The organism is Eggerthella sp. BIOML-A1 (assembly GCF_009875595.1).
In the GTDB taxonomy this organism is placed as follows: Bacteria; Actinomycetota; Coriobacteriia; order Coriobacteriales; family Eggerthellaceae; genus Eggerthella; species Eggerthella lenta.
In genome coordinates this window covers 162,461-182,396 of the sequence record NZ_WWRZ01000007.1, presented here as the reverse complement: position 1 = coordinate 182,396, position 19,936 = coordinate 162,461, and the positions used below count along the sequence as shown (strand labels likewise).

General features: G+C 62.1%; 18 protein-coding genes. 15 read left to right on the top strand and 3 right to left on the bottom strand.

Translation table 11 applies throughout. The annotated features are described in order from the left end of the window. The first annotated feature begins 862 nt into the window (after nt 1-862). From GT590_RS10905 to GT590_RS10845, 13 genes are all read left to right on the top strand, one after another. Nucleotides 863-1,765 (top strand): homocysteine S-methyltransferase family protein, encoded by a 903-nt coding sequence (locus GT590_RS10905; protein WP_161171088.1) that lies wholly within the window; start codon nt 863-865, stop codon nt 1,763-1,765. A gap of 1 nt (nt 1,766) precedes the next feature. Continuing rightward, the gene (locus GT590_RS10900) at nt 1,767-2,033 is read left to right on the top strand and encodes a hypothetical protein (RefSeq protein WP_021409631.1); all 267 of its coding nucleotides are present in this window, start codon (nt 1,767-1,769) and stop codon (nt 2,031-2,033) included. Between the two features lie 376 nt (nt 2,034-2,409). Then, entirely contained in the window at nt 2,410-4,737 is a 2,328-nt protein-coding gene (locus GT590_RS10895) for an anaerobic ribonucleoside triphosphate reductase (RefSeq protein WP_161171087.1), read from the top strand. A gap of 10 nt (nt 4,738-4,747) precedes the next feature. Beyond that, nucleotides 4,748-5,293 carry an anaerobic ribonucleoside-triphosphate reductase activating protein gene (gene nrdG, locus GT590_RS10890; protein ID WP_114516376.1) on the top strand — a complete coding sequence of 182 codons (546 nt, stop codon included), beginning with the start codon at nt 4,748-4,750 and terminating at the stop codon, nt 5,291-5,293. A 53-nt stretch (nt 5,294-5,346) separates the two neighbouring features. After that, entirely contained in the window at nt 5,347-6,312 is a 966-nt protein-coding gene (locus GT590_RS10885; protein ID WP_009609437.1) for a mechanosensitive ion channel family protein, read from the top strand. Beyond that, nucleotides 6,309-7,391, top strand: a complete 1,083-nt coding sequence (locus GT590_RS10880; protein ID WP_114516369.1) for a DUF2804 domain-containing protein — start codon at nt 6,309-6,311, stop codon at nt 7,389-7,391. The genes GT590_RS10885 and GT590_RS10880 overlap by 4 nt, the downstream gene beginning before the upstream one ends. 697 nt (nt 7,392-8,088) lie before the next feature. Next, nucleotides 8,089-9,006, top strand: coding sequence for a substrate-binding domain-containing protein (locus GT590_RS10875; protein WP_114516368.1), 918 nt, complete (start codon nt 8,089-8,091; stop codon nt 9,004-9,006). A 27-nt stretch (nt 9,007-9,033) separates the two neighbouring features. Next, on the top strand, nt 9,034-9,906 hold the full coding sequence (gene pstC / locus GT590_RS10870) for a phosphate ABC transporter permease subunit PstC (protein WP_114516367.1): 873 nt from the start codon (nt 9,034-9,036) through the stop codon (nt 9,904-9,906). Next, nucleotides 9,906-10,874, top strand: a complete 969-nt coding sequence (gene pstA, locus GT590_RS10865; protein ID WP_114516366.1) for a phosphate ABC transporter permease PstA — start codon at nt 9,906-9,908, stop codon at nt 10,872-10,874. The genes pstC and pstA overlap by 1 nt, the downstream gene beginning before the upstream one ends. 121 nt (nt 10,875-10,995) lie before the next feature. Continuing rightward, nucleotides 10,996-11,736 carry a phosphate ABC transporter ATP-binding protein PstB gene (gene pstB, locus GT590_RS10860; RefSeq protein WP_217309376.1) on the top strand — a complete coding sequence of 247 codons (741 nt, stop codon included), beginning with the start codon at nt 10,996-10,998 and terminating at the stop codon, nt 11,734-11,736. Between the two features lie 210 nt (nt 11,737-11,946). Continuing rightward, the gene (locus GT590_RS10855) at nt 11,947-12,639 is read left to right on the top strand and encodes a response regulator transcription factor (protein ID WP_009306684.1); all 693 of its coding nucleotides are present in this window, start codon (nt 11,947-11,949) and stop codon (nt 12,637-12,639) included. Between the two features lie 8 nt (nt 12,640-12,647). After that, nucleotides 12,648-14,054, top strand: coding sequence for an ATP-binding protein (locus GT590_RS10850; protein ID WP_009306683.1), 1,407 nt, complete (start codon nt 12,648-12,650; stop codon nt 14,052-14,054). Between the two features lie 180 nt (nt 14,055-14,234). Continuing rightward, nucleotides 14,235-15,986: a sensor domain-containing diguanylate cyclase gene (locus tag GT590_RS10845; protein WP_114516364.1), complete on the top strand. Its 1,752-nt coding sequence runs from the start codon at nt 14,235-14,237 to the stop codon at nt 15,984-15,986. Here the strand turns inward: GT590_RS10845 and GT590_RS10840 are convergent. From GT590_RS10840 to GT590_RS10830, 3 genes are all read right to left on the bottom strand, one after another. Beyond that, nucleotides 15,965-16,180, bottom strand: coding sequence for a helix-turn-helix domain-containing protein (locus tag GT590_RS10840; RefSeq protein WP_161171086.1), 216 nt, complete (start codon nt 16,178-16,180; stop codon nt 15,965-15,967). The genes GT590_RS10845 and GT590_RS10840 overlap by 22 nt on opposite strands. 4 nt (nt 16,181-16,184) lie before the next feature. Beyond that, a complete protein-coding gene (locus GT590_RS10835) occupies nt 16,185-16,430 on the bottom strand; it encodes a helix-turn-helix domain-containing protein (protein WP_229116991.1) in 246 nt (81 codons plus the stop codon). A gap of 369 nt (nt 16,431-16,799) precedes the next feature. Then, nucleotides 16,800-17,534, bottom strand: a complete 735-nt coding sequence (locus GT590_RS10830) for a hypothetical protein (RefSeq protein WP_147271370.1) — start codon at nt 17,532-17,534, stop codon at nt 16,800-16,802. 415 nt (nt 17,535-17,949) lie between these two features. Here GT590_RS10830 and GT590_RS10825 point away from each other — a divergent pair, with 415 nt between their 5' ends. Both GT590_RS10825 and GT590_RS10820 read left to right on the top strand, forming a co-directional pair. Next, nucleotides 17,950-19,527, top strand: a complete 1,578-nt coding sequence (locus GT590_RS10825) for an NAD(P)/FAD-dependent oxidoreductase (protein ID WP_114533872.1) — start codon at nt 17,950-17,952, stop codon at nt 19,525-19,527. Between the two features lie 98 nt (nt 19,528-19,625). Beyond that, the gene (locus tag GT590_RS10820; protein ID WP_147271371.1) at nt 19,626-19,880 is read left to right on the top strand and encodes a hypothetical protein; all 255 of its coding nucleotides are present in this window, start codon (nt 19,626-19,628) and stop codon (nt 19,878-19,880) included. Nucleotides 19,881-19,936 lie beyond the last annotated feature (56 nt).

The window sequence follows — 19,936 nt, the reverse complement described above, 5'->3', positions numbered from 1 at the left end:
GGAATGACCTGCATGCAAGCGGCCCTTATCGCATGGATTACGATTAGGCTCTGGACACACTTTCTTGCCTATAACCCGGGTTCGACGAAGCGAGGGGCATGAAAACAGATCGGCCCGGGGAGAGGGGAGCTCCACCGGGCCACAAGGAGGGGGATGATGCGACGCTTGCGCATCGCTCTGCTTCTAAGGGGGTAAAGCAGAGGCAAACTGAAAGGAGGGGAGCCTTTCGTTTACAGCTGCTAGTATACGGGTCGTTCGCGCACATCGTATGATGCGGGCGTGCGCGTTTTGTGAAACGATGGGTCGCAGAGTAACGGTTCGTTAACAAGGATCAAAAGAGTCAGGAAAAGAAGTTTTCCGATGGGCGCCGCGCCGCAGAAATCTGGCGAGCGAAAGGTTGGCGAACGACATTGCCTCAAAGCGGCATCGACCTGAAGTAACATGTTCTACGATGATATGCGTTGGTCGATGATGCGGAAGCGGGTGTGTGCGGGTACGAGAAACAGATCGGCCCGGGGAGAGGGGAGCTCCACCGGGCCACAAGGAGGGGGATGTGCGGCACCGAGGTGCCGCCACTGCTTTGTAAGGGGAAAAGCAGTACAAACTGAAAGGAGGGGATTCTTTCGTTTGCGAGACCAAGTATAAAAGTAAGCCTTGAAGAACACGTGATCGACTCATGTTCGTCCTGTGAAATGCCGCGAAGCGTCGGCGAGCGTCCATCCTCCTTCCTTCCGCCGCTCGAACTGCGCCGTTCGCGCGAGATACTTCCGTCTCGGTGTGCGCGAGCGCATCGGCTCATTTCGACGGTCGCATGTCGGGGCTCTTTTCGGTATCATGGATCACCTGACGAAAGGAACTCCCCATGCCCGATATCGCGCTTCGTTTTCACAAGGACATGCTCGTGCTGTCCTCGCCGGTTGCCGTTGTACTGGCCCGGCAAGGGTTCGACGTGGAACACGATCTCGAATTCGCCAACCTTGTGGAGCCGGAGGCGGTGCGCGATGCGCTGCGCCTCAACAAGATGGCAGGCGCCCAGTGCCTCGTGGCGAACACGGAAGGCATCGCGCCTGCTCGTCTGGCGCATCGCGGCATGGAGGACCGCGCGGCGGAGATCGTGCGCACGGGCTTGTCCCTGGCGCGCGAGCTGAAGCCCCAGCACGTGCTGGTGGAGATCGGCCCGTGCGGCCTCCCCCTCGATGCCGCCAGCAAAAGCTCGCTCAACGAGAACCGCGACCAGTACGCCCGTGCCGCCCACGCCTGCGATGGCCAGGAGTTCGACGCGTTCTTCCTCAACGGGTTCGCCAACCCGGCCGACCTCAAGTGCGCGCTCATGGGCGTGCGCCAGGTGAGCGGCGCGCCGGTGTTCGCGTCGGTGGACGTGGATGCCGACGGCATGCTGGCCGACGGCCGGCACACGTTCGAGGATGCGCTCGCCGTCATGGTGGACTACGAGGCCAGCGTGGTCGGCTTCGCCACGGCGGCTCCGCTCGATGCGGCCGTGACGTTCGCTCGCCGCGCCAGCGGGGCGGGGCGGCTGCCGGTGCTGGCTCAGCTGATCGTGCGCGAGCATAATCCGAAGCAAGGCGACGTTACGCACGAGAACCCGTATTACTGCCCCGATGTGCTGGTAGGGGCGGCCGTGCAGCTGCGTGCGGCCGGAGCCCAGTTCCTGCGTGCGGCCGGTGCCGCCACGCCGGCCTATGCAGGCGCGCTCGCGGCGGCCAGCGAAGGGTTCGACGTTGTGCGCTCGGATGTGGAGGAGTAGCATGGTAGGCTCTAACACGGTGCGCAGCCCGCATTACGGAGCGCTGCAGGATGTGGTGGATTCGCTGTACCTCGGGCTGGGGCCGAAGGAGAAGCTCCGCCGCCTCGACATCGTCGTGGCCGCCGAGGCCGCCGATCTTCCCGACGACCTGGCCGAGATCGTCAACCTGCTGCCGCCCGGCAGCTACACGCGCCAGCGCCTATGCGACCAGCTGAACTCGGCTATCGGCGGGCATGCGTGGGGGCAGGTGTACGGCACCGTCCAATAGCGCGTGGGGCGAGGCTGCAGCGACCGGCAGGGGCATCGGTGCGAGCCCGTCGTTCGCGGTGCTCTTCTGGCGAAGCTGCTCCCCGCGTGCGCGCGTCGCCTCGGACGAGCTTTCAACGTTCGCCTGCATGCCCGTGGATATACTGTGAATCGCCCGCCGTATCCCGTGTGGGCGTTGAATCTCCATGGTTTTACCTCTTGCATGGTGGGCGCCGCGCGAGTACTATATGTTCACTTTCCTAACATCACCTACTACTACATATTGTGGAAAACATGGCGTAGATCGTGTGGAAACACTGCGCATAAACCAAGCGAAGCCACAGCTCGCAGCAGGAAAACGACGAAGCAAGAAGAAGCTCGAAGAGAGGATTGGCAGCATGGTCGAGACCATCATGAAGCGCGACGGCCGGACGGTGGAATTCAAGCAGGAGAAGATCGCCGAGGCGGTGGAGCGCGCTTTCCAGGCATGCGGGGCCATGCAGGATCGTGCGGCGGCCGAGGATATCGCGCAGCGCGTGGTGGACAAGCTGGAGAGCGGCGCCATCGAGGGCGCGCCCACGGTTGAGGGCGTGCAGGACCTCGTGGAGGAGACGCTCATCGAGTCCGGCTTCGTGCAGACGGCCAAGTCCTACATCCTGTACCGCGCCGAGCGCAGCCGCTCGCGCGACGTGAACAGCCGCCTCATCCAAACGCTCAAGGACATCACGTTCTCGAAGGCGTCGGACTCTGACATGAAGCGCGAGAACGCCAACATCGACGCCGACACCGCCATGGGCACCATGCTCAAGTACGGCTCGGAGTCGGCCAAGCAGTTCTATGAGATGTGCGTCATCGACCCGAAGTTCGCGCGAGCGCATCGTGAGGGCGACATCCACATCCACGACATGGACTTCTATACGCTCACTACCACATGCTGCCAGATCGAGCTGAAGAAGCTGTTCAAGGGCGGCTTCTCCACGGGTCACGGCGTGCTGCGCGAGCCCAACGACATCGCCAGCTACGCGGCGCTGGCCTGCATCGCCATCCAGAGCAACCAGAACGACCAGCACGGCGGCCAGGCTATCTGCGACTTCGACTACGGTCTGGCCGAGGGCGTGCGCAAGACGTACCGCCGCCTGTACAAGAAGCATCTGGCCGAAGCCGTCGATCTGCTGCTGGGCGATTCCGTGGACGACTCCCGCGCGTTCGCGCAGGACGCGCTCGCGCGCATCGAGGCGGAGACGGGCGTGTGGGCCAGCCTCGCCATGGACGAGGGCTTCGAGGCCGCCGTGCGCGCGGCGCTCGTGGAGGTCGGCGCCAGCGAGGAGGCCGCCGACAAGGCCGTGGCCTATGCGGCTAAGAACGCCCTGGGCGATACCGACCGCACGACGTTCCAGGCCATGGAGGCGCTCGTGCACAACCTGAACACCATGCACAGCCGCGCCGGCGCGCAGACGCCGTTCAGCTCGGTGAACTACGGCATGGACACCTCGCCCGAGGGTCGCATGGTGGTGAAGAACATGCTGCTGGCCACCGAGGAAGGCCTCGGCTCCGGCGAGACGCCCATCTTCCCCGTGCAGATCTTCCGCGTGAAGGAGGGCGTGAACTACAACCCCGAGGATCCGAACTACGACCTGTTCAAGCTGGCCATGCATTGCTCCGCGAAGCGCCTGTTCCCGAACTTCAGCTTCATCGACGCGCCGTTCAACGCGCAGTACTACAAGGGCACGCCCGAGACGGAGATCGCCTACATGGGCTGCCGTACGCGCGTCATGGGCAACGTGTACGATCCCGATCGCGAGATCGCTCCCGGCCGCGGCAACCTCAGCTTCACGTCCATCAACCTGCCGCGCCTGGCCATCCGCTCGAAGGGCGACCTCGATCTGTTCTTCGACCTCTTGGACGCGAAGCTTGCGCTGGCGGTGGGGCAGCTTGACGAGCGCTTCGAGATCCAGGCGCGCAAGCACGTGTACAACGCACCGTTCCTCATGGGCCAGGGCGTGTGGATCGATTCCGAGAAGCTGGCGCCTACCGACGAGCAGCGTGAGGTGCTGAAGCACGGCACGTTGTCGCTGGGCTTTATCGGCTTGGCCGAGACGCTGGTGGCGCTGACGGGCAAGCACCACGGCGAGTCGAAGGCTTCGCAGAACCTGGGCCTCGAGATCATCGGCCATATGCGCAGCTACCTCGACCGCCTGTCGCAGGAGCGCGGGCTGAACTACGGCCTCATCGCCACGCCGGCCGAAGGCCTGTCCGGCCGCTTCGTGCGTATGGACCGTGAGCGCTACGGGCCCATCCCCGGCATCACCGATCGCGACTACTACACGAACGGCTTCCACGTGCCGGTGTACTACGACATCAGCGCCTTCGACAAGATCGAGATCGAGGCGCCGTACCATGCGCTGACGAATGCGGGCCATATCTCCTACGTGGAGCTGGACGGCGACCCCAGCGAGAACCTCGAGGCGTTCGAGGCCGTCATCCGGCACATGAAGGAGAGCGGCATCGGCTACGGTTCAGTGAACCATCCGGTGGATCGCGATCCCGTGTGCGGTTACAACGGCATCATCGGAGACGTGTGCCCCAAGTGCGGCCGCACCGAGGCGGAGCACGGCCAGTCGTTCGAGCGCATCCGCCGCATCACCGGTTACCTCGTGGGCACCCTCGACCGCTTCAACGATGCCAAGCGCGCCGAAGAAGGCGACCGCGTGAAGCATCAGATGTAACAGGTTGAACGTGACCTCTCCCGACACTATACGTCTTTACGGCACGGCTCCGGATTCCATCGTCGATGGGCCGGGGCTGCGCTATGCCGTGTTCGTGCAGGGCTGCTCGCACGGCTGTCCCGGGTGCCACAACCCCGACAGCCAGCCCTGCGCGGGCGGCACGGTGCGCGCCATCGCCGACGTGGTGGCGGAGATCGCTGCCAACAAGCTGGTGCAGGGCGTCACCATTTCGGGCGGCGAGCCGTTCGAGCAGGCCGCCGCGTGCGCCGCATTGGCGCGCCAAGTGCGCGAGCTGGGACTGGACGTGTGGACGTACTCGGGCTACCGCTACGAGCAGCTGGAGGAGGGCATCCCCGATCCGGCCGCGCGCGATCTGCTCGACCAGACCGACGTGCTGGTGGACGGCCCCTTCGTCCAGGCGCAACATTCCTACCAGCTTCCGTGGCGCGGCTCCCGCAACCAACGGTTGATTGACGTTCCCGCCACCCGGGCCCGCGGTCGCATCGTTTTGTGGGAAACTCACGAAGACTTCCCTGTAAAGCCCCCATCGTGGTGAGGCGCCGTCTCCTTTCCTTGGCGACGGTATGGTCGACATGGTAGGATAACGGCATGGAACAGCTTCAAAACTACATCGACGCTATCGTGCGCACCGACTGGGTGACCACGGCCATCTCGGCGGTGGTCATTCTGGCGATCACGGCAGTCGTCGCGCGTCTGACGAGGCGCTTCCTGGGCCGCGTGCTTGCCATCAACGAAGAGCGCGATTTGCCCTCAAGCTCCATCTTCATCAACATCGCCCGCGGAGCCGTGTGGATCACCGGCGTGTGCATCATGCTGTCCACCTGCTTCCGCGTGGACGTGAGCGCCGCCATCACCGCGCTCGGCATCGGCGGCATCGCCATCTCGCTGGGCTTCCAGGACACGCTGTCGAACCTCATCGGAGGTTTGCAGGTCAGCCTGCTGCGCATCATCAAACCCGGCGACAACATCGAGGTGGGCTCGTCCACAGGCGTGGTGAAAGACATCACCTGGCGCCACACCACCATACGCAACGGCGCGGGCGAGGAAGTGCTCATCCCCAACTCCATCATCAGCAAAACCGCTCTCACGCACCTTCCGCCCACGAACCAAGTAAGCTTGGCCATCGTGGTCACCACGGAAGGCCAGCATCTCGACGAAGTGGCCGAGGCTATCGAGCGCAAGGCCGGCGAGGCGGCGGCCGGCATCGGCAAGGTGGTTAAACAGCCGAAGCTCACGTTCTCGGAGATCACCGCGCAGGGCTATGCGGGTTCCATCTCGTTCAGCATGGCCGACAGCCGTACCACGGGCCGTGCAACCGATGCGGTGCTGCGCGCCGTGGCGCCGCTGACCCGAACGGCGGCGCCCGATCGCGCGGAGCAGGTGCTGGAGGAGGCGCAGCAGGAAGCCGAAGAGGCCGCTGCGCAGGAAGCCGCCGGCCATGCGCCGACCAAGCCGAAGCCTAAACCGAAGCCGACTCCCAAGCAGAAGCAGAGGCCGAGCTTCCGCAAGCGCATGGCGCGGGCGCTGCGGCTTGGGAAAGAGGAGCAATCGTGAGCGAGGAGGCGATGAAAACCATGTCCGAAACTCGTTTGACCGAAGGCCCGCTGCACCACCTCGACGGCAAGCTCGCCGAATGCGGATGGGCCACGTCGCTTCTGCGCGCGTACGATCGCGACCGTATCAAGGCGCCGAAGCGCCGCATCAAAGAATGGGACTACTACCTGGTGAACGACGACGAGTTCGCTGTGGCGCTGACCGTCGCCGATATGGGTTACGTGGGGCTCATCTCGGCATCGGTGATGGACTTCGCGCAGGCCACGTCGCATACGGCCAGCGTGATCTCGCCGTTTCCGATGGGGCGCTTCAAGCTGCCCGCCACCTCGGCCGAGGGCGTGACCTCCTTCGAGAACAACCGCGTATCGTTCCGCTTCGAGGTTGCCGGCGGCCAGCGCCGCCTCAACGTGTGGTTCGCGGGCTTCGACGGTGGCGACGATCTGACGTTCGAGGCCGTGCTGGACGAGGAGCCGCGCGATTCGATGGTGATCAGCACGCCATGGGCCGAAGACCCGCTCGCGTTCTACTACAACCAGAAGATCGTCGCCATGCAGGCGAGGGGCAGTTTCAAGAAGGGGCTTTTGGTGCACGGGTTCTGCCCCGAGAACTCGTTCGGCCTGCTGGACTGGGGGCGAGGCGTATGGACGCGCGACAACACGTGGTACTGGGCCGTGGCGCAGGGTTGGCAGGACGGTCGTCGCTTCGGCCTCAACCTGGGCTACGGGTTCGGCGACACGTCGGCGGCTTCCGAGAACATGGTGTTCATCGACGGTGCGGCGCACAAGCTGCACCGCGTGGACTTCGGCATCCCCCAAAAGACGGGCGGCGCGCACGCGAAGAAGACGGCCGATCGCTACCAGCTCATGCAGCCCTGGCATATGACCGACGACGAGGGACGGCTCGACCTCGTGTTCACACCGCTGCTCGACCGTGTGGACTGGATGGACTTCAAGCTGATCCGATCCGACCAGCACCAGGTGTTCGGCCGCTTCGACGGCACGGTGGTGCTCGACGACGGCTCCACGCTGCCCGTGGAGAACCTCCTCGGCTCCGCCGAGGTCATCCACAACGTGTACTGATCAAGCGCGGGACGGGCGCGCGAGAGCCGGGAATGAATCGGCGCGCGGGAGGCTGGGAAGGTTGCGTTCGAGCTTGCTTTTGCGCTGCCCGTTCGTATAATAGAGGCGAGCCGCAGGGAGCTGCTAACTCCCCACGGCTCTCGAATCGCTTCGGCGGTTTGGCTTCTTGTTACGGCTCCTTGTCCTTGCGGATCGGGAGCCGCTCCATTATCGCTGTCAAGAACCCCAGCAAACTGGAAGCGAACTCAAGGATCGCCGCTATCAAGGCCAAAACGGTCATGGCGTCCACCTCCCTCCTTCGGTCCCTCGCTCGGGAACATCGGGTGGAAAGGGGTGTGGTGCCGCGCCGCCTCTGCGCTTCGTACCTTCTAGTATTACGACCGCGTATCACGCGCAGATGGCGCGCATCCAGCGCGGATCTTCCTCGATCTCGTGCGCTTTCAACGCGCTTCCAACGCGGATTCCATATTTCTTGCCAGTGTTTCCAACACAGTTTGAGCGTACGCCTGGCGTAGGTCTTGCGTCGATCTAGCGCCGGCACGAAAAAGACGGCCTCACGAAACTTTACAGACTTTTGACCGGCATCCGACACGGTTCTGATGCTCCGTCTTCATCATGTTCCTTGCAGCGGGCCTCCGATGCCCGCGTTTCAGCGGAAAGCAATGCGCTCGCAAAGCGCATCGAAGGAAGGAAGAAGATGAAGAAGCGTTTGGCAATGGCGGTGAGTGCGGCGGTTCTGGCGCTGGGGCTGTTCGGGCTGTTCGGCTGTGCGTCGGGCAGCGGCGAGGGCGAAAGCGGCGCAACCGACGGAGGAGCGTCGGCTTCGACCAGCCCGTCCGGCAAGGTCTCGGTCTATTCGCGCGAGGACGGCTCCGGCACGCGGGGTGCGTTCATCGAGCTGTTCGGCATCGAGGAAAAGGATGCGAACGGGGACAAGGTTGATCTGACCATTCCCACGGCCGCCATCACGAACTCCACGTCCGTCATGATGACGTCCGTGGCGGGCGACGCGAACGCCATCGGCTACATATCGCTCGGTTCGCTGAACAACACGGTGAAGGCGCTCAACATCGACGGCGCCGAGGCTACGGCCGAGAACGTGAAGAGCGGCACGTACAAGGTGGCCCGTCCGTTCAATATCGTGACGAAGGACGGCGTGTCCGACGTGGCCCAGGACTTCATCGACTACATCATGAGTTCCGACGGTCAGAAGGTGGTCGAGGAGAACGGTTGCATCTCCGTTGCCGACGGCGCGGGCTCCTATAAGGCTTCCGGCAAGTCCGGCAAGATCGTCATCGCCGGCTCTTCGTCCGTGACCCCGGTCATGGAGAAGCTGGCCGAAGCGTACAAGGCTCTCAATCCCGACGTCGCCATCGAGGTCAACCAGTCCGACTCCACCACCGGCGTGAACATGGCCACCGAGGGAACCTGCGACATCGGCATGGTCTCCCGCGAGCTCAAAGACTCCGAGAACGGCGTGAAGGCCACGGTTATCGCACAGGACGGCATCGCGGTTATCGTGAACCCGGATGCCTCCGTTGACGGGCTCACCTCCGACCAGGTGAAGGGCATCTATACCGGCGAGCTGATCACGTGGGAAGAGGCGCTGGCCTAGGCCCGCGGCTGATAGAGTAGGATTCGCATGTCTCAACTTCACATCAAAGAGGGCATAGCGAAGGCGCTGTTCGTGGCCGCCGCGGGGATATCGGTTCTCGCGGTGGCTCTCATCTGCGTCTTTCTCTTCGCGAACGGCGTGCCGGCCCTCGCGCAGATCGGCCTTCCCGAGTTCCTCTTCGGCACCACGTGGCGTCCTGCCAACGATATCTACGGCATCTTCCCGATGATCGTGGGCAGCATCTACGTGACCGCCGGCGCAATGGTCGTGGGCGTGCCCACGGGCCTTTTGTGCGCCATCTTCCTGTCGCGGTTCGCCAGCGGGAAGATCGCTGCCGTGCTCAAGCCGGGCGTCGAGCTGCTGGCCGGCATCCCGTCGGTCGTCTACGGCTTTTTCGGCCTGGTGATCCTGGTGCCGTTCGTTCGCGCGAACACGCCGGACAACGTGACGGGCAACGGCCTGTCGCTGCTGGCGGCGTCTGTGCTCTTGGGCATCATGATCCTGCCTACTATCATCACGGTGGCGCAAAGCGCGCTGGACGCCGTTCCCAAGAAGTACTACGAAGGCTCCCTCGCGCTGGGCGCCGATCACGAGCGCTCGGTGTTCCGCGTCATCGTGCCGGCCGCGACCTCCGGCATCATGGCCAGCATCGTGCTGGGCGTGGGCCGTGCCATCGGCGAGACCATGGCCGTCATCATGGTGGCCGGCAACCAGGCCCTCATTCCCGAGAGCATCTTCAGCGGCGTGCGCACCATGACCGCGAACATCGTGTTGGAAATGGGCTACGCGGCCGACCTCCATCGCGGCGCGCTCGTGGCCACCGGCGTGGTGCTGTTCGTGTTCATCCTGCTTATCACCATGTTGTTCAACGTTATCAAGAAGCGGGGTGAGATGAGATAATGAGTCCCAAGCTGACGATCGCCTACGAATCGGCCGATGCCTCCCCGGCGCCCGCCGCCAACCCGGGCGATCGGATCGATGCGATGTTCGAAGCGGCGGAAGAGCGTCATCGCGCCGCACGCCGCGTGTTTTCCATGCTGCTGCGAGCGCTGGTGTATCTGGGCGCGCTGCTGACCACGGCGGTGCTGCTGTTCCTGGTGGGCTACATCCTGGTGAACGGCGTGCCGTACCTTACGCCCAGCCTGTTCGAGTGGGAGTACAACTCCACGAACGTCTCGCTTATGCCGGCGCTGGTGAACACGCTGCTGATGGCGGCCCTCTCGCTGCTCATGGCGGTGCCGGTGGGCGTGGGATCGGCCATCTACCTGGTGGAATACGCGCCGCGCGGCAGCCGTTTCGTAGCTGTCGTGCGCACCACCGCCGAGACGCTGCAGGGCATCCCGTCCATCATCTACGGCCTGTTCGGCATGCTGTTCTTCGTGACGGCGCTCCACTGGAACCTATCGCTCATGGCGGGCGCGTGCACGTTGGCCATCATGGTGCTGCCCGTGGTCATGCGCACCACCGAGGAGGCGCTGTTGGCCGTGCCCGACGCGTACCGCGAAGGCGGTTTCGGCCTGGGTGCGGGTCGTTTGCGCACGGTGTTTCGCTGCGTGCTGCCTTCGGCCGTGCCCGGCATTCTGGGCGGTGTGATACTGGCGCTCGGCCGGTGCGTGGGCGAGGTGGCCGCGCTCATTTTCACGGCCGGCTCCATCGCCCAGATCCCGAATTTCGCCGGTGAGGGTGCCATGGCGGTGTTCGATTCCGCCCGCACGCTGGCCGTGCACATGTACGCGCTGGCCAGCGAGGGCCTGCATGTGAACGAGACCTATGCAACGGCGGTGGTGCTGCTGGTCATGGTGGTGCTTCTGAACCTCCTGGCCACGTTCGCCGCCAAGAAGATGAACAAGGGAGGCACCGATGACTAACGTCACGCTCGAGAGAACCGCTCCGACCCAGAACGCCCCGGCTACCTATATGCCCCAGGCGCAGGGCCAGGCGGCCGACCGTCGCATCAAGGAGAAGGCGCCCGCCGACGCGCCCGTCAAGATGGGCGTGCGCAACCTCGATCTGTACTACAAGGATTTCCATGCGTTGAAGGGCATCGACCTTCAGTTCCCCGAGAACCAGGTGACGGCGCTCATCGGCCCGTCGGGCTGCGGCAAGTCCACGCTGCTGAAAAGCCTCAACCGCATGAACGACCTCGTGGAGGGCTGCCGCGTCGAGGGCGAGATCACGCTGGACGGCGAGGATGCGTACCGCTCCATCGACGTGAACAGCCTGCGCCGTCGCGTAGGCATGGTGTTTCAGCAGCCCAACCCCTTCCCGATGAGCGTGTACGACAACGTGGCGTTCGGCCCGCGCACGCACGGCATCAAGAAGCGCGAGGATCTGGACGCCATCGTGGAACAGAGCCTGCGCGACGCCGCCATCTGGGACGAGATGAAGGATCGTCTGAAGAAGAACGCGCTCGGGTTCTCCGGCGGCCAGCAGCAGCGCCTGTGCATCGCGCGCGCGTTGGCGGTGCGCCCGGAAGTGCTGCTGATGGACGAGGCCACCAGCGCGCTCGACCCCATCTCCACCGCCAAGATCGAGGATCTCGTGGGCGAGCTCAAGAGCAAGTACACGGTGATCATGGTGACGCACAACATGCTGCAGGCGCTGCGCGTGTCCGACAAGACCGCGTTCTTCCTGTTGGGCGAGATGGTGGAGGCCGGCTCCACCGACGACATCTTCACGAACCCGGCCGACCCCCGAACCGCCGACTACGTGGCGGGAAGGTTCGGCTAGGCCAGAGCGTTGTCATCCTGAGCGCAGCGCCGAAGGCGCGGAGCCGAAGGATCCCGTGCGGCGTCAGCTAGGAGGGTTCCGGCTGGCGCCGTGCGGGATCCTTTCGGCTTTACGCAAATTTGACGTTGCCGCAAGCCCGTGGTTTTTCCTCCTGCTTTACAATAGGTTCGACGGCGGCGAAAGCGCGCTGCCGGCCGAAAGGACCAACCCATGATCTACTACGTTGAAGACGATACCAACATCCGCGACCTCACGGTGTACGCTCTCAAGCAGGCCGGATTCGAGGCGGCGGGCTTCCCGGCGGCGGGCGAGTTCTTCGCCGCGTGCAAGGAGCGCCTCCCCGAGTTGGTGCTGCTCGACATCATGCTGCCGGAAATCGACGGGCTCGAGATCCTCCATATGCTGCGCGAGAACCCGGCGACCAAGCATCTGCCCGTGATGATGCTCACGGCCAAGGGCACCGAGTTCGACACGGTGAGCGGCCTCGATGCCGGCGCTGACGACTATCTGGCCAAGCCTTTCGGCATGATGGAGCTGGTCAGCCGCGTGAACGCGCTCATGCGCCGCGCGTCGGCGCCTCCCGTCATGGCCGACGACGAGCTGTCTTGCGGTCCTATCGAGCTATGCGTGTCGGCTCACACCGTGCAGGTGGGCGGCGAGCCCATCACGCTCACGCTCAAGGAGTTCGACCTGCTGCACACGCTGCTGCAGAACCAGGGGCACGTGCTGTCGCGCAGCCAACTGCTGGAAGACGTGTGGGGTATGACGTACGTGGGGGAGACGCGCACGGTGGATGTGCACGTGCAGACGCTGCGCCAGAAGCTGGCCGCGGCGCAAGAAGGGGCCGACGCCCTCGTTCGTACGGTGCGCGGCGTGGGCTACTGCATCAAACCCTCCTCGTGAGCGCGCGCATGAGCCCGACGCATTTCAAGGTTAAGAGCCTGTCCGGCAAGATTTTCACGAGCGTGCTCGCGTTCACGTTGGCCGTCATCGTTGCGCTGTCCGTGACGATGACCACCATCTACTACCTGTCTTACGAGCACGACGCTGAAACCGAGCTTGCGGCCAGTGCCCAGGATGCGGCGCGCTATCTGAACGCCACTCCGTCGTCCGAGAACGCTCCCGCGCTGAAAGAGCAGTTCAGCGGACTGACGCGCTACACGCTCATCGATGCGGACGGCACGGTGCTGTTCGACAGCGCCGCCGACACCGATGCCATGGACAACCACGCCGACCGCCCCGAGGTGCAGGAAGCGGCAGACATGGGCGAGGCCGTCACCATGCGCTACTCTGAAACGCTGGGCACCGACACCGTGTATGCGGCGGTGAAGCTGGACGACGGCAGTATCGTGCGCCTGTCCGAGACGCGGCATTCGCTGCTATCGTTCCTCAGCGAGATGCTCATGCCCGTGCTCATAGCGCTCATCGTGGCGGTGGCGCTCGTGTTCCTGCTGTCGAAGATACTTACGAGCCGGATCATGAAGCCCATCGACGCGCTCGATTTCGCGAACCCTTTGGACAATGAGATATACGAGGAGATGGACCCGCTGCTCATCCGGATCGACGAGCAACAGCGCCAGCTCAAGCAGCAGAACAGCGAGCTGGCCGAAGCCGAGAACATGCGCCGCGATTTCTCCAGCAACGTGAGCCATGAGATGAAGACGCCCCTGCAGGTGATATCGGGCTACGCCGAGCTCATGAAGAACGACATGGTGCAGCCCTCCGACCGCCAGAAGTTCGCCGCGCTCATCTACGACGAGGCGCAGACCATGCGCTCGCTGATCAACGACGTGCTGACGCTGTCGAAGCTTGACGAGTCGGCCTTCGAGAACGACGGTGCGACGGCCATTAACCTGTACGCGGTGGCGCAGCGCGTGGCCGGGAGGTTGTCCAGCTTCGCGGACGACCAGGGCGTGCGCGTGCGGGTGGAGGGCGCGTCGGCGTGCATCGCGGGCAGCGAGACGTTGGCCGAGGAGATGCTGTACAACCTCATCGAGAACGGCATCCGCTACAACCACGAAGGCGGCCTCGTCACCATGAAGGTGGGCTCCGAATGCGTGGAAGGCGGGCTCGCGAACGCCGCGTATCAGACGGTCGTGCGCGTCAGCGACACGGGACCGGGCATCCCGGCCGAGTTGCACGACAAGGTGTTCGAACGCTTCTTCCGCGTGGACAAGAGCCGCTCGAAGGAAACCGGAGGAACGGGACTGGGTCTGGCCATCGTCAAGCATGCGGTTATGTACCACGGAGGCGTTATCGAGGTGGAGAGCGCCGAAGGGCAGGGCACCACGTTCGTGCTGCGTTTTCCCAGCGCTTGACCTCTCGTCTACTATCGAGCATGCACGGCTTTTTGCGCCCTCTCCGGAGGGCGCTGCCGTTCTTCTGGAGCTTGCGATCGGGCGCGCACGTTACTGAGAATATCGCTATACTAGGACGCAATACCAGTAACCGCGAAGCGCAAACGCCGGCATGTCCGTTACCGTGAACGAAGGCTCTCCATGGCTGAATACAACGACGATCTGAACTATCCCGATCCGTTTTACATATCGGATATCGAGACGTACGAGCTTCTGCACGTGAACGAGGCGGGCCGCCGGCTTTTCAAGGTGCCGCTCGATGCCGATCTGGAGGGCTTCAAGTGCTACGAATTCCTGCAAGGGCGCGATGAGCCGTGTCCGTTCTGCACGAATCATCTGCTCAGCGTCGAGAAAAGCTACGTGTGGGAATTCACGAACCCTTTGACGAACCATCGCCATCTGCTGAACGATCGTCTGATCAACTGGGGCGGGAAGCTGGTTCGTCTTGAGGTGGGCTTCGACCTCACCGATCAAAAAGAAGAGGGTATGCGCTTTCGGAACCTGCATCGCAACGAGGAGGTCATCCTCGAGATCGCTAACGATCTGTATCGCGAGACCGATCCGGAGCGTGCGTCCGTGCGCATGCTCGAACGGTTGGGCGAGGAGCTTGGAGCTGAGCGCTCCTATCTGTTCTCGGCTCGCGGAGAGGGGTTCAGCAATACGCACGAGTGGTGTGCTGACGGCATATCCTCCCAGATCGAAAGCCTTCAGGATATGGACTACCGTTTGTTCGAGCGGTGGCTCGACCTGTTCGGTCGGGGGGAATGCGTGCTGATCGAGGATCTGGACGCCATCAAGGGCGTTGTCGATCCTCGGGAGTACGAAACGCTGCACGTGCAGGAGATCGCCAGTCTGGTCGTCGCACCCATCGAACGCGACGGGCGTCTCGTGGGCTTCCTCGGCATGGACAACCCTCCGGCCGACCAGATCCGCGACATCGCGCCGCTGCTGCGCACGTTGTGCTACTTCTACAGCATGACGTTGCAGCGTATCGAAAACGAGCGCCAGCTAGTGGCGATGAGCTACCACGATTCTCTGACCGGGCTGTACAATCGAAACCGCTACAACGAGGACGTGCGGCGCCTTGAGAAGCTGGCGCGCCCGTTCGGCGCGGTTTTTCTCGATGTCAACGGTATGAAGGAGATCAACGATCGCGGCGGCCATGCTGAAGGCGACCATCTGTTGCAAACATGCGCTCAGACGATGCAGCGCGTTCTCGGAGAGGTTGCGCGGCTGTACCGTGTGGGTGGTGACGAGTTCGTGGCCACGGTCGTGGATACCGACGAAGCGGGCTTTCGGTCGCTTGTGGGGCGGCTGCAGAAAGCGTTCGACGAAGTTCCGTCGTGCGAGGTGGCTATCGGCGCGCAATGGACGCCGCGATCGAGCGAGATCGATAGGACGTTGTTCGATGCAGACGAGGCGATGTACCGCGATAAGCGCCGTTTCTACCAGAACAGGAGCACGTCGGACGTAGCGCCTTCTCGACGTGTTCGCGGCGACCGCTTCGGCGAGTGCGAAAGGGCGAAGGCGCGAGATGTCGCGCAGGAAGGCACGCTCATGGAGCTGCTGGGCATCGGGTTCGCTCGTCATAGGTTGGATGAAGCTTTCACAACTCTCGAATCCAATGCTTGCTACAGTTTGGTGACGGGCGACGACGAGGAGGGGCGTCGAGCCGTCGGTGCGTTGGCCAAGGAGGCTCGCGAGGCGGGCGAGCGAGGCTTCGCCGGAACCGTGTGTGTGAATCGCGGCGGCGTTCCCGCACGGGTGCGAGTTTCAGGCGCTTTCGCAGAAGACGGGGCCGCGGGAGGTGCGGTGGCGCTCGCGTCCTATGTCGATGTCGAAGATGCGCTTGCGTCCATGGGAAAGGAAGCCTACAAGCCCTCGAACAGCTGACCCAGCGTCACGCCCAAGCCGAGCGCGACCTTCTCCATGAAGTCGATGGTGGCGTTGCGGTTGCCCGCCTCCACCTTGGCGAGGTACGACCGTCCTACACCCGTCATGAGCGCAAGCTGCTCCTGCGTCAGATTGCTCTCCTCGCGAAGCGCCCGGACGCGCTGTCCGACGAGTATCCTGGTTGCCCGGGCCAAGAGGCTACAACCCCTTGAAGAATTCTTCCAAGGAAAGGCCGAGGCCCTTGGAAATCTTCTCTATGCATTCGAGGCTGGGATTTCTCTTCCCGCCTTCGATTTTCGCCAGGTAAGAGCGCTCGACGTTCACCATCAGCGCAAGCTTCTGCTGCGAGAGCTTCTGGCTTTTGCGCAGCTCTCGGATTCGGTTGCCGATGGCTTTTCGGGTGTTCTGTGACATGGGTAAAGAGTATCTGCTGCCATGCGCCATAGTGTGTTCTATGGAACTCATTACTAAGTCTGATTGTCCAATTCTCGAGAGGGGTCGACGCGGTGCGCGCACAGGTGGCGAAGTGCTGCTCGCCATCCGGTTGCGCCTTGTCGGCAGAGCCGAGACGAACGAGCCGCGCATATGAAGGCTTCATGACGAATGGCGCACCTCCGCTGTCGGCTGCGCATCCGATCTGAGTTTGTGCGTGACGATTCTGGTTAAATGATCGACGCGGATAGCTCAGAGGCGAAAAAGTGTTTTGGTCGGGTCCGGGTGTACGCTGCAAAATTTGGAGCCTCTGTGCAGCAGCTTGCCGAAGCCCTCACATCGCCATCGACGCGTACGTCTCGATGGCGATGTTTTTTGCATCTAGTGTTTGCGGCATCTGCAGGCGAAGCCACTGTAACGTTCGACGTGTTTTGCCGACGAAAGCAGTTTTCCTAAACCGCGGCGTTCAACTGGCTCGTAGCAGCTGTCGACGCTTTCGCGCAGCATGATATGGGCGTAGTTCCAGAATGGTTCCAACTCGTCTTGCATGATGAATTTGTTTGTTTGTGTGAAGTGGTAGCGCAGACGTCCGAACACGCCCATAACGTGATATTCGGCGAGAAAGTCAGCTACGATATCCGGCATCTCGCGGTCGGCGCGATAGAGATCGACGTCCTTGCGGAATTCCGGCAAAAACAGGTCGATGATATAGTCTACGAGGTTCACGTAGCAGGAAGTTGAAAACACGATTGAGTAATATTGCCGGTGGTTCTCCCAATGATACGCCATGCGCTTGAAGTATTCTCCCTGGCAGAGCGTTCCGTCCTGCAGGTTGCGTGCATAGAAGGGCATGTCGGAGTACGGATCAAATTTGTCGGGATGTGGGGTCGTCTTCTCCCATTCGTCGAAGACGGGGTTTCCGAGCATGGTCGCCAGATAGTCGCGATATATCCAAATCATGAGGTTGTCGATGTTGTCGAAGTGGTTGTAAAACGTTTTGCGGTCGATGTCGAGGTAGCGGGTCAGCTCGGCCACCGTTACGCGTCGCGTCGGGGCTTGCGGAACCAAGATCATGAATGCGTCGGCGATCCTTCGTTTTAAGGGTGCCTTTGCCATGCTGTCATCCCTCCTGCTCGAAGCTCTACCAACTCGATATTGCACCAACTTTGTACCTCGTCGCTGAGGAAATTGAACATACCCCACATGACGCAAAACGTCGTTTTTGGCAATCCAAAATCAACGAAACGTGGATTCTCCATTGGGGTTCCTGCTGTTTCGGCGTTTCTCGTGAGGCGCATATGACCTCTGGCCCTATCGCCCCGCCGTTCTCCTTCCTTCCTTTCGATGATTCTGAAGTTTGCATGGGGGGCGAGCTGCTCCACGATTTTCTCAGAATGGGGTAGCCGAGTTTCCTCGTTTTTCGAAAACTGGGAGATTGCCGAGTTGCCTCTTCGGCTCTATAACGGAGGCATCCCGGGATCCAAGAGCGTTATGCAAGGTATGGTCACACTATCCACAAGGAGGAAGTACCATGGCATCTACGTACGATTTCGTTGTCTTGGGAGGCGGTCACAACGGCCTCATCACCACGGCTTATCTGTCGAAAGCCGGTTTTAAGGTCTGCTGCCTTGAAGCCAATGACGAGTTCGGCGGATCTACCCGATCAGGCGAAGTTACGGCGCCTGGTTACGTATCCGAGCTTGGCGGCATGGTCCACAACATGATCTCCGCTACGCCCATCGTGACGGAAGACGAGTTGGGCCTGTTCTCGAAGTACGGTTTCGAATACGCTCATGCGAAAGCGCTGTTCTGCTCCATTTTCCCCGATCAGACCAGCTTGGTCATGCACCACGACATCGACAAGGCTTGCGAGGCCATCGGCAAGTTCTCCAAGCACGACGCGGAGATCTATCCTGAGTTCCACGAGTACATGGTCAACATGCTGGCCGTGGCGGGCATCGGGTCTCAGAGCGCTCCGCCTCCGTACGGCACCATGATGAACGTCATGTACATGAGCCCCGAAGGCCGTGAGTTCCAGCGCGTGCTGAACTCCTCGGCTCAGCAGATCGTCGAAGAGTGGTTCGAGTCCGAAGAGGTGCGCGTCACGTTCACCCGCTGGTGTACCGAGATGATGATCGACCCGCGCGCCATCGGCACGGCGACGCTTCTGTACTTCACGGGTCGCGTCCACAATCCCACCTACGCCCCGCCCTTCCCCATGGGCGGTAGCGTGAAGTTCGTCGAAGCGTTGAAGGCTTGCTGTTCCGATAACGGCGCTGATCTATTCGCGAACGCTTGGGTCAACGACGTCACTGTTGAGGGTGGCGAAATCAAGAGTGTCCGTACGAAGAACGGTGACGAGTTCATCGCCAAGAACGCGGTTATCAGCACTATCAACATCAAGGATGTCTACGAGATGATGGGCGCCGACGCTCCGGTTGAAGAGGCCCGTTACGTACGTCGCTTGAAACAAGCCGACTTTGCTGCGCTCAATCAGTCCTTCGCGCTCAAGAAGATCCCCGAATTCAAGGCGGGCCCCGAGGTTCTCGACGCATACTGTATCGAGTTCGCTCCAGAGGAGAAGGAGTACCTGGAGACGTTCAGCAACTACCGCCTGGGCGGCTTCAATCCGCGTTTGCCGCTGGTCACCATTCCTTCGCTATGGGATCCCACGCGCTGCCCCGAGGGCCACAGCGTGGTCAACCTGTACAGCTACGCTCCGTACAACTTGTGGGGCGACCCCAAGAACTGGGAGACTCACGGCGATGAACTCAAGGACGAGGTGTGGGAGTTCTTCAAGAGCCAGACCACGAACATCACCGACGACGACATTATCGGTCGATGGGGCCTCACGCCGCTTGAGTACGAGACGTGGAACCCGGCCATGAAGGAAGGCGACCTGGGCATGATCGGCCTGCAGCCCAGTCAGATGTACGATATGCGCCCGTTCCCCGGCAAGGGCCACACCTATCACGGCGACATCGACAATCTATACTTCATCGGCTGCTGCGGCCATCCCGGTGGCGGTATCGCGGCTGGCGCGCGTCCTGGCGCGTTCCAGATCCTCGAGGACTACGGCGTGGACTTCCGCGACGTTTTGAAGAAGTAATCGCCATCATTCGATCTATACACGGAGGCGGCCGGTTTCCGGTCGCCTCTTGCAAGGAGCGTGATCCCATGCCTAAAGCACCGAAGCAGCCATCGCTCATGATGCTGACCGAGACCGGCAGCCCGATGGTTGAAATTTTCAAGATGAACTTTGAGAACGGCAATCTGATTCTGGACGCAAAAGCGCTCGACAGCATGCGCATGAACGTGCTGGTCACTCCCGAGGCGATAGCCAACGGTTGGCCGGTCATCATGGCCAACAAGAAAGCCATCATGGCTTTTGCGAAAAAGATGCCTGCGGCGTTGAAGGCTCGCAAGAAGCGCTTGAAGGCCGAGGCCGCCGAATCCCGGTAAGCGCATGATCGGTATCTGAGCTTCTGCTTTCTCGCGTGGGGTTGCATAGGGGAAAG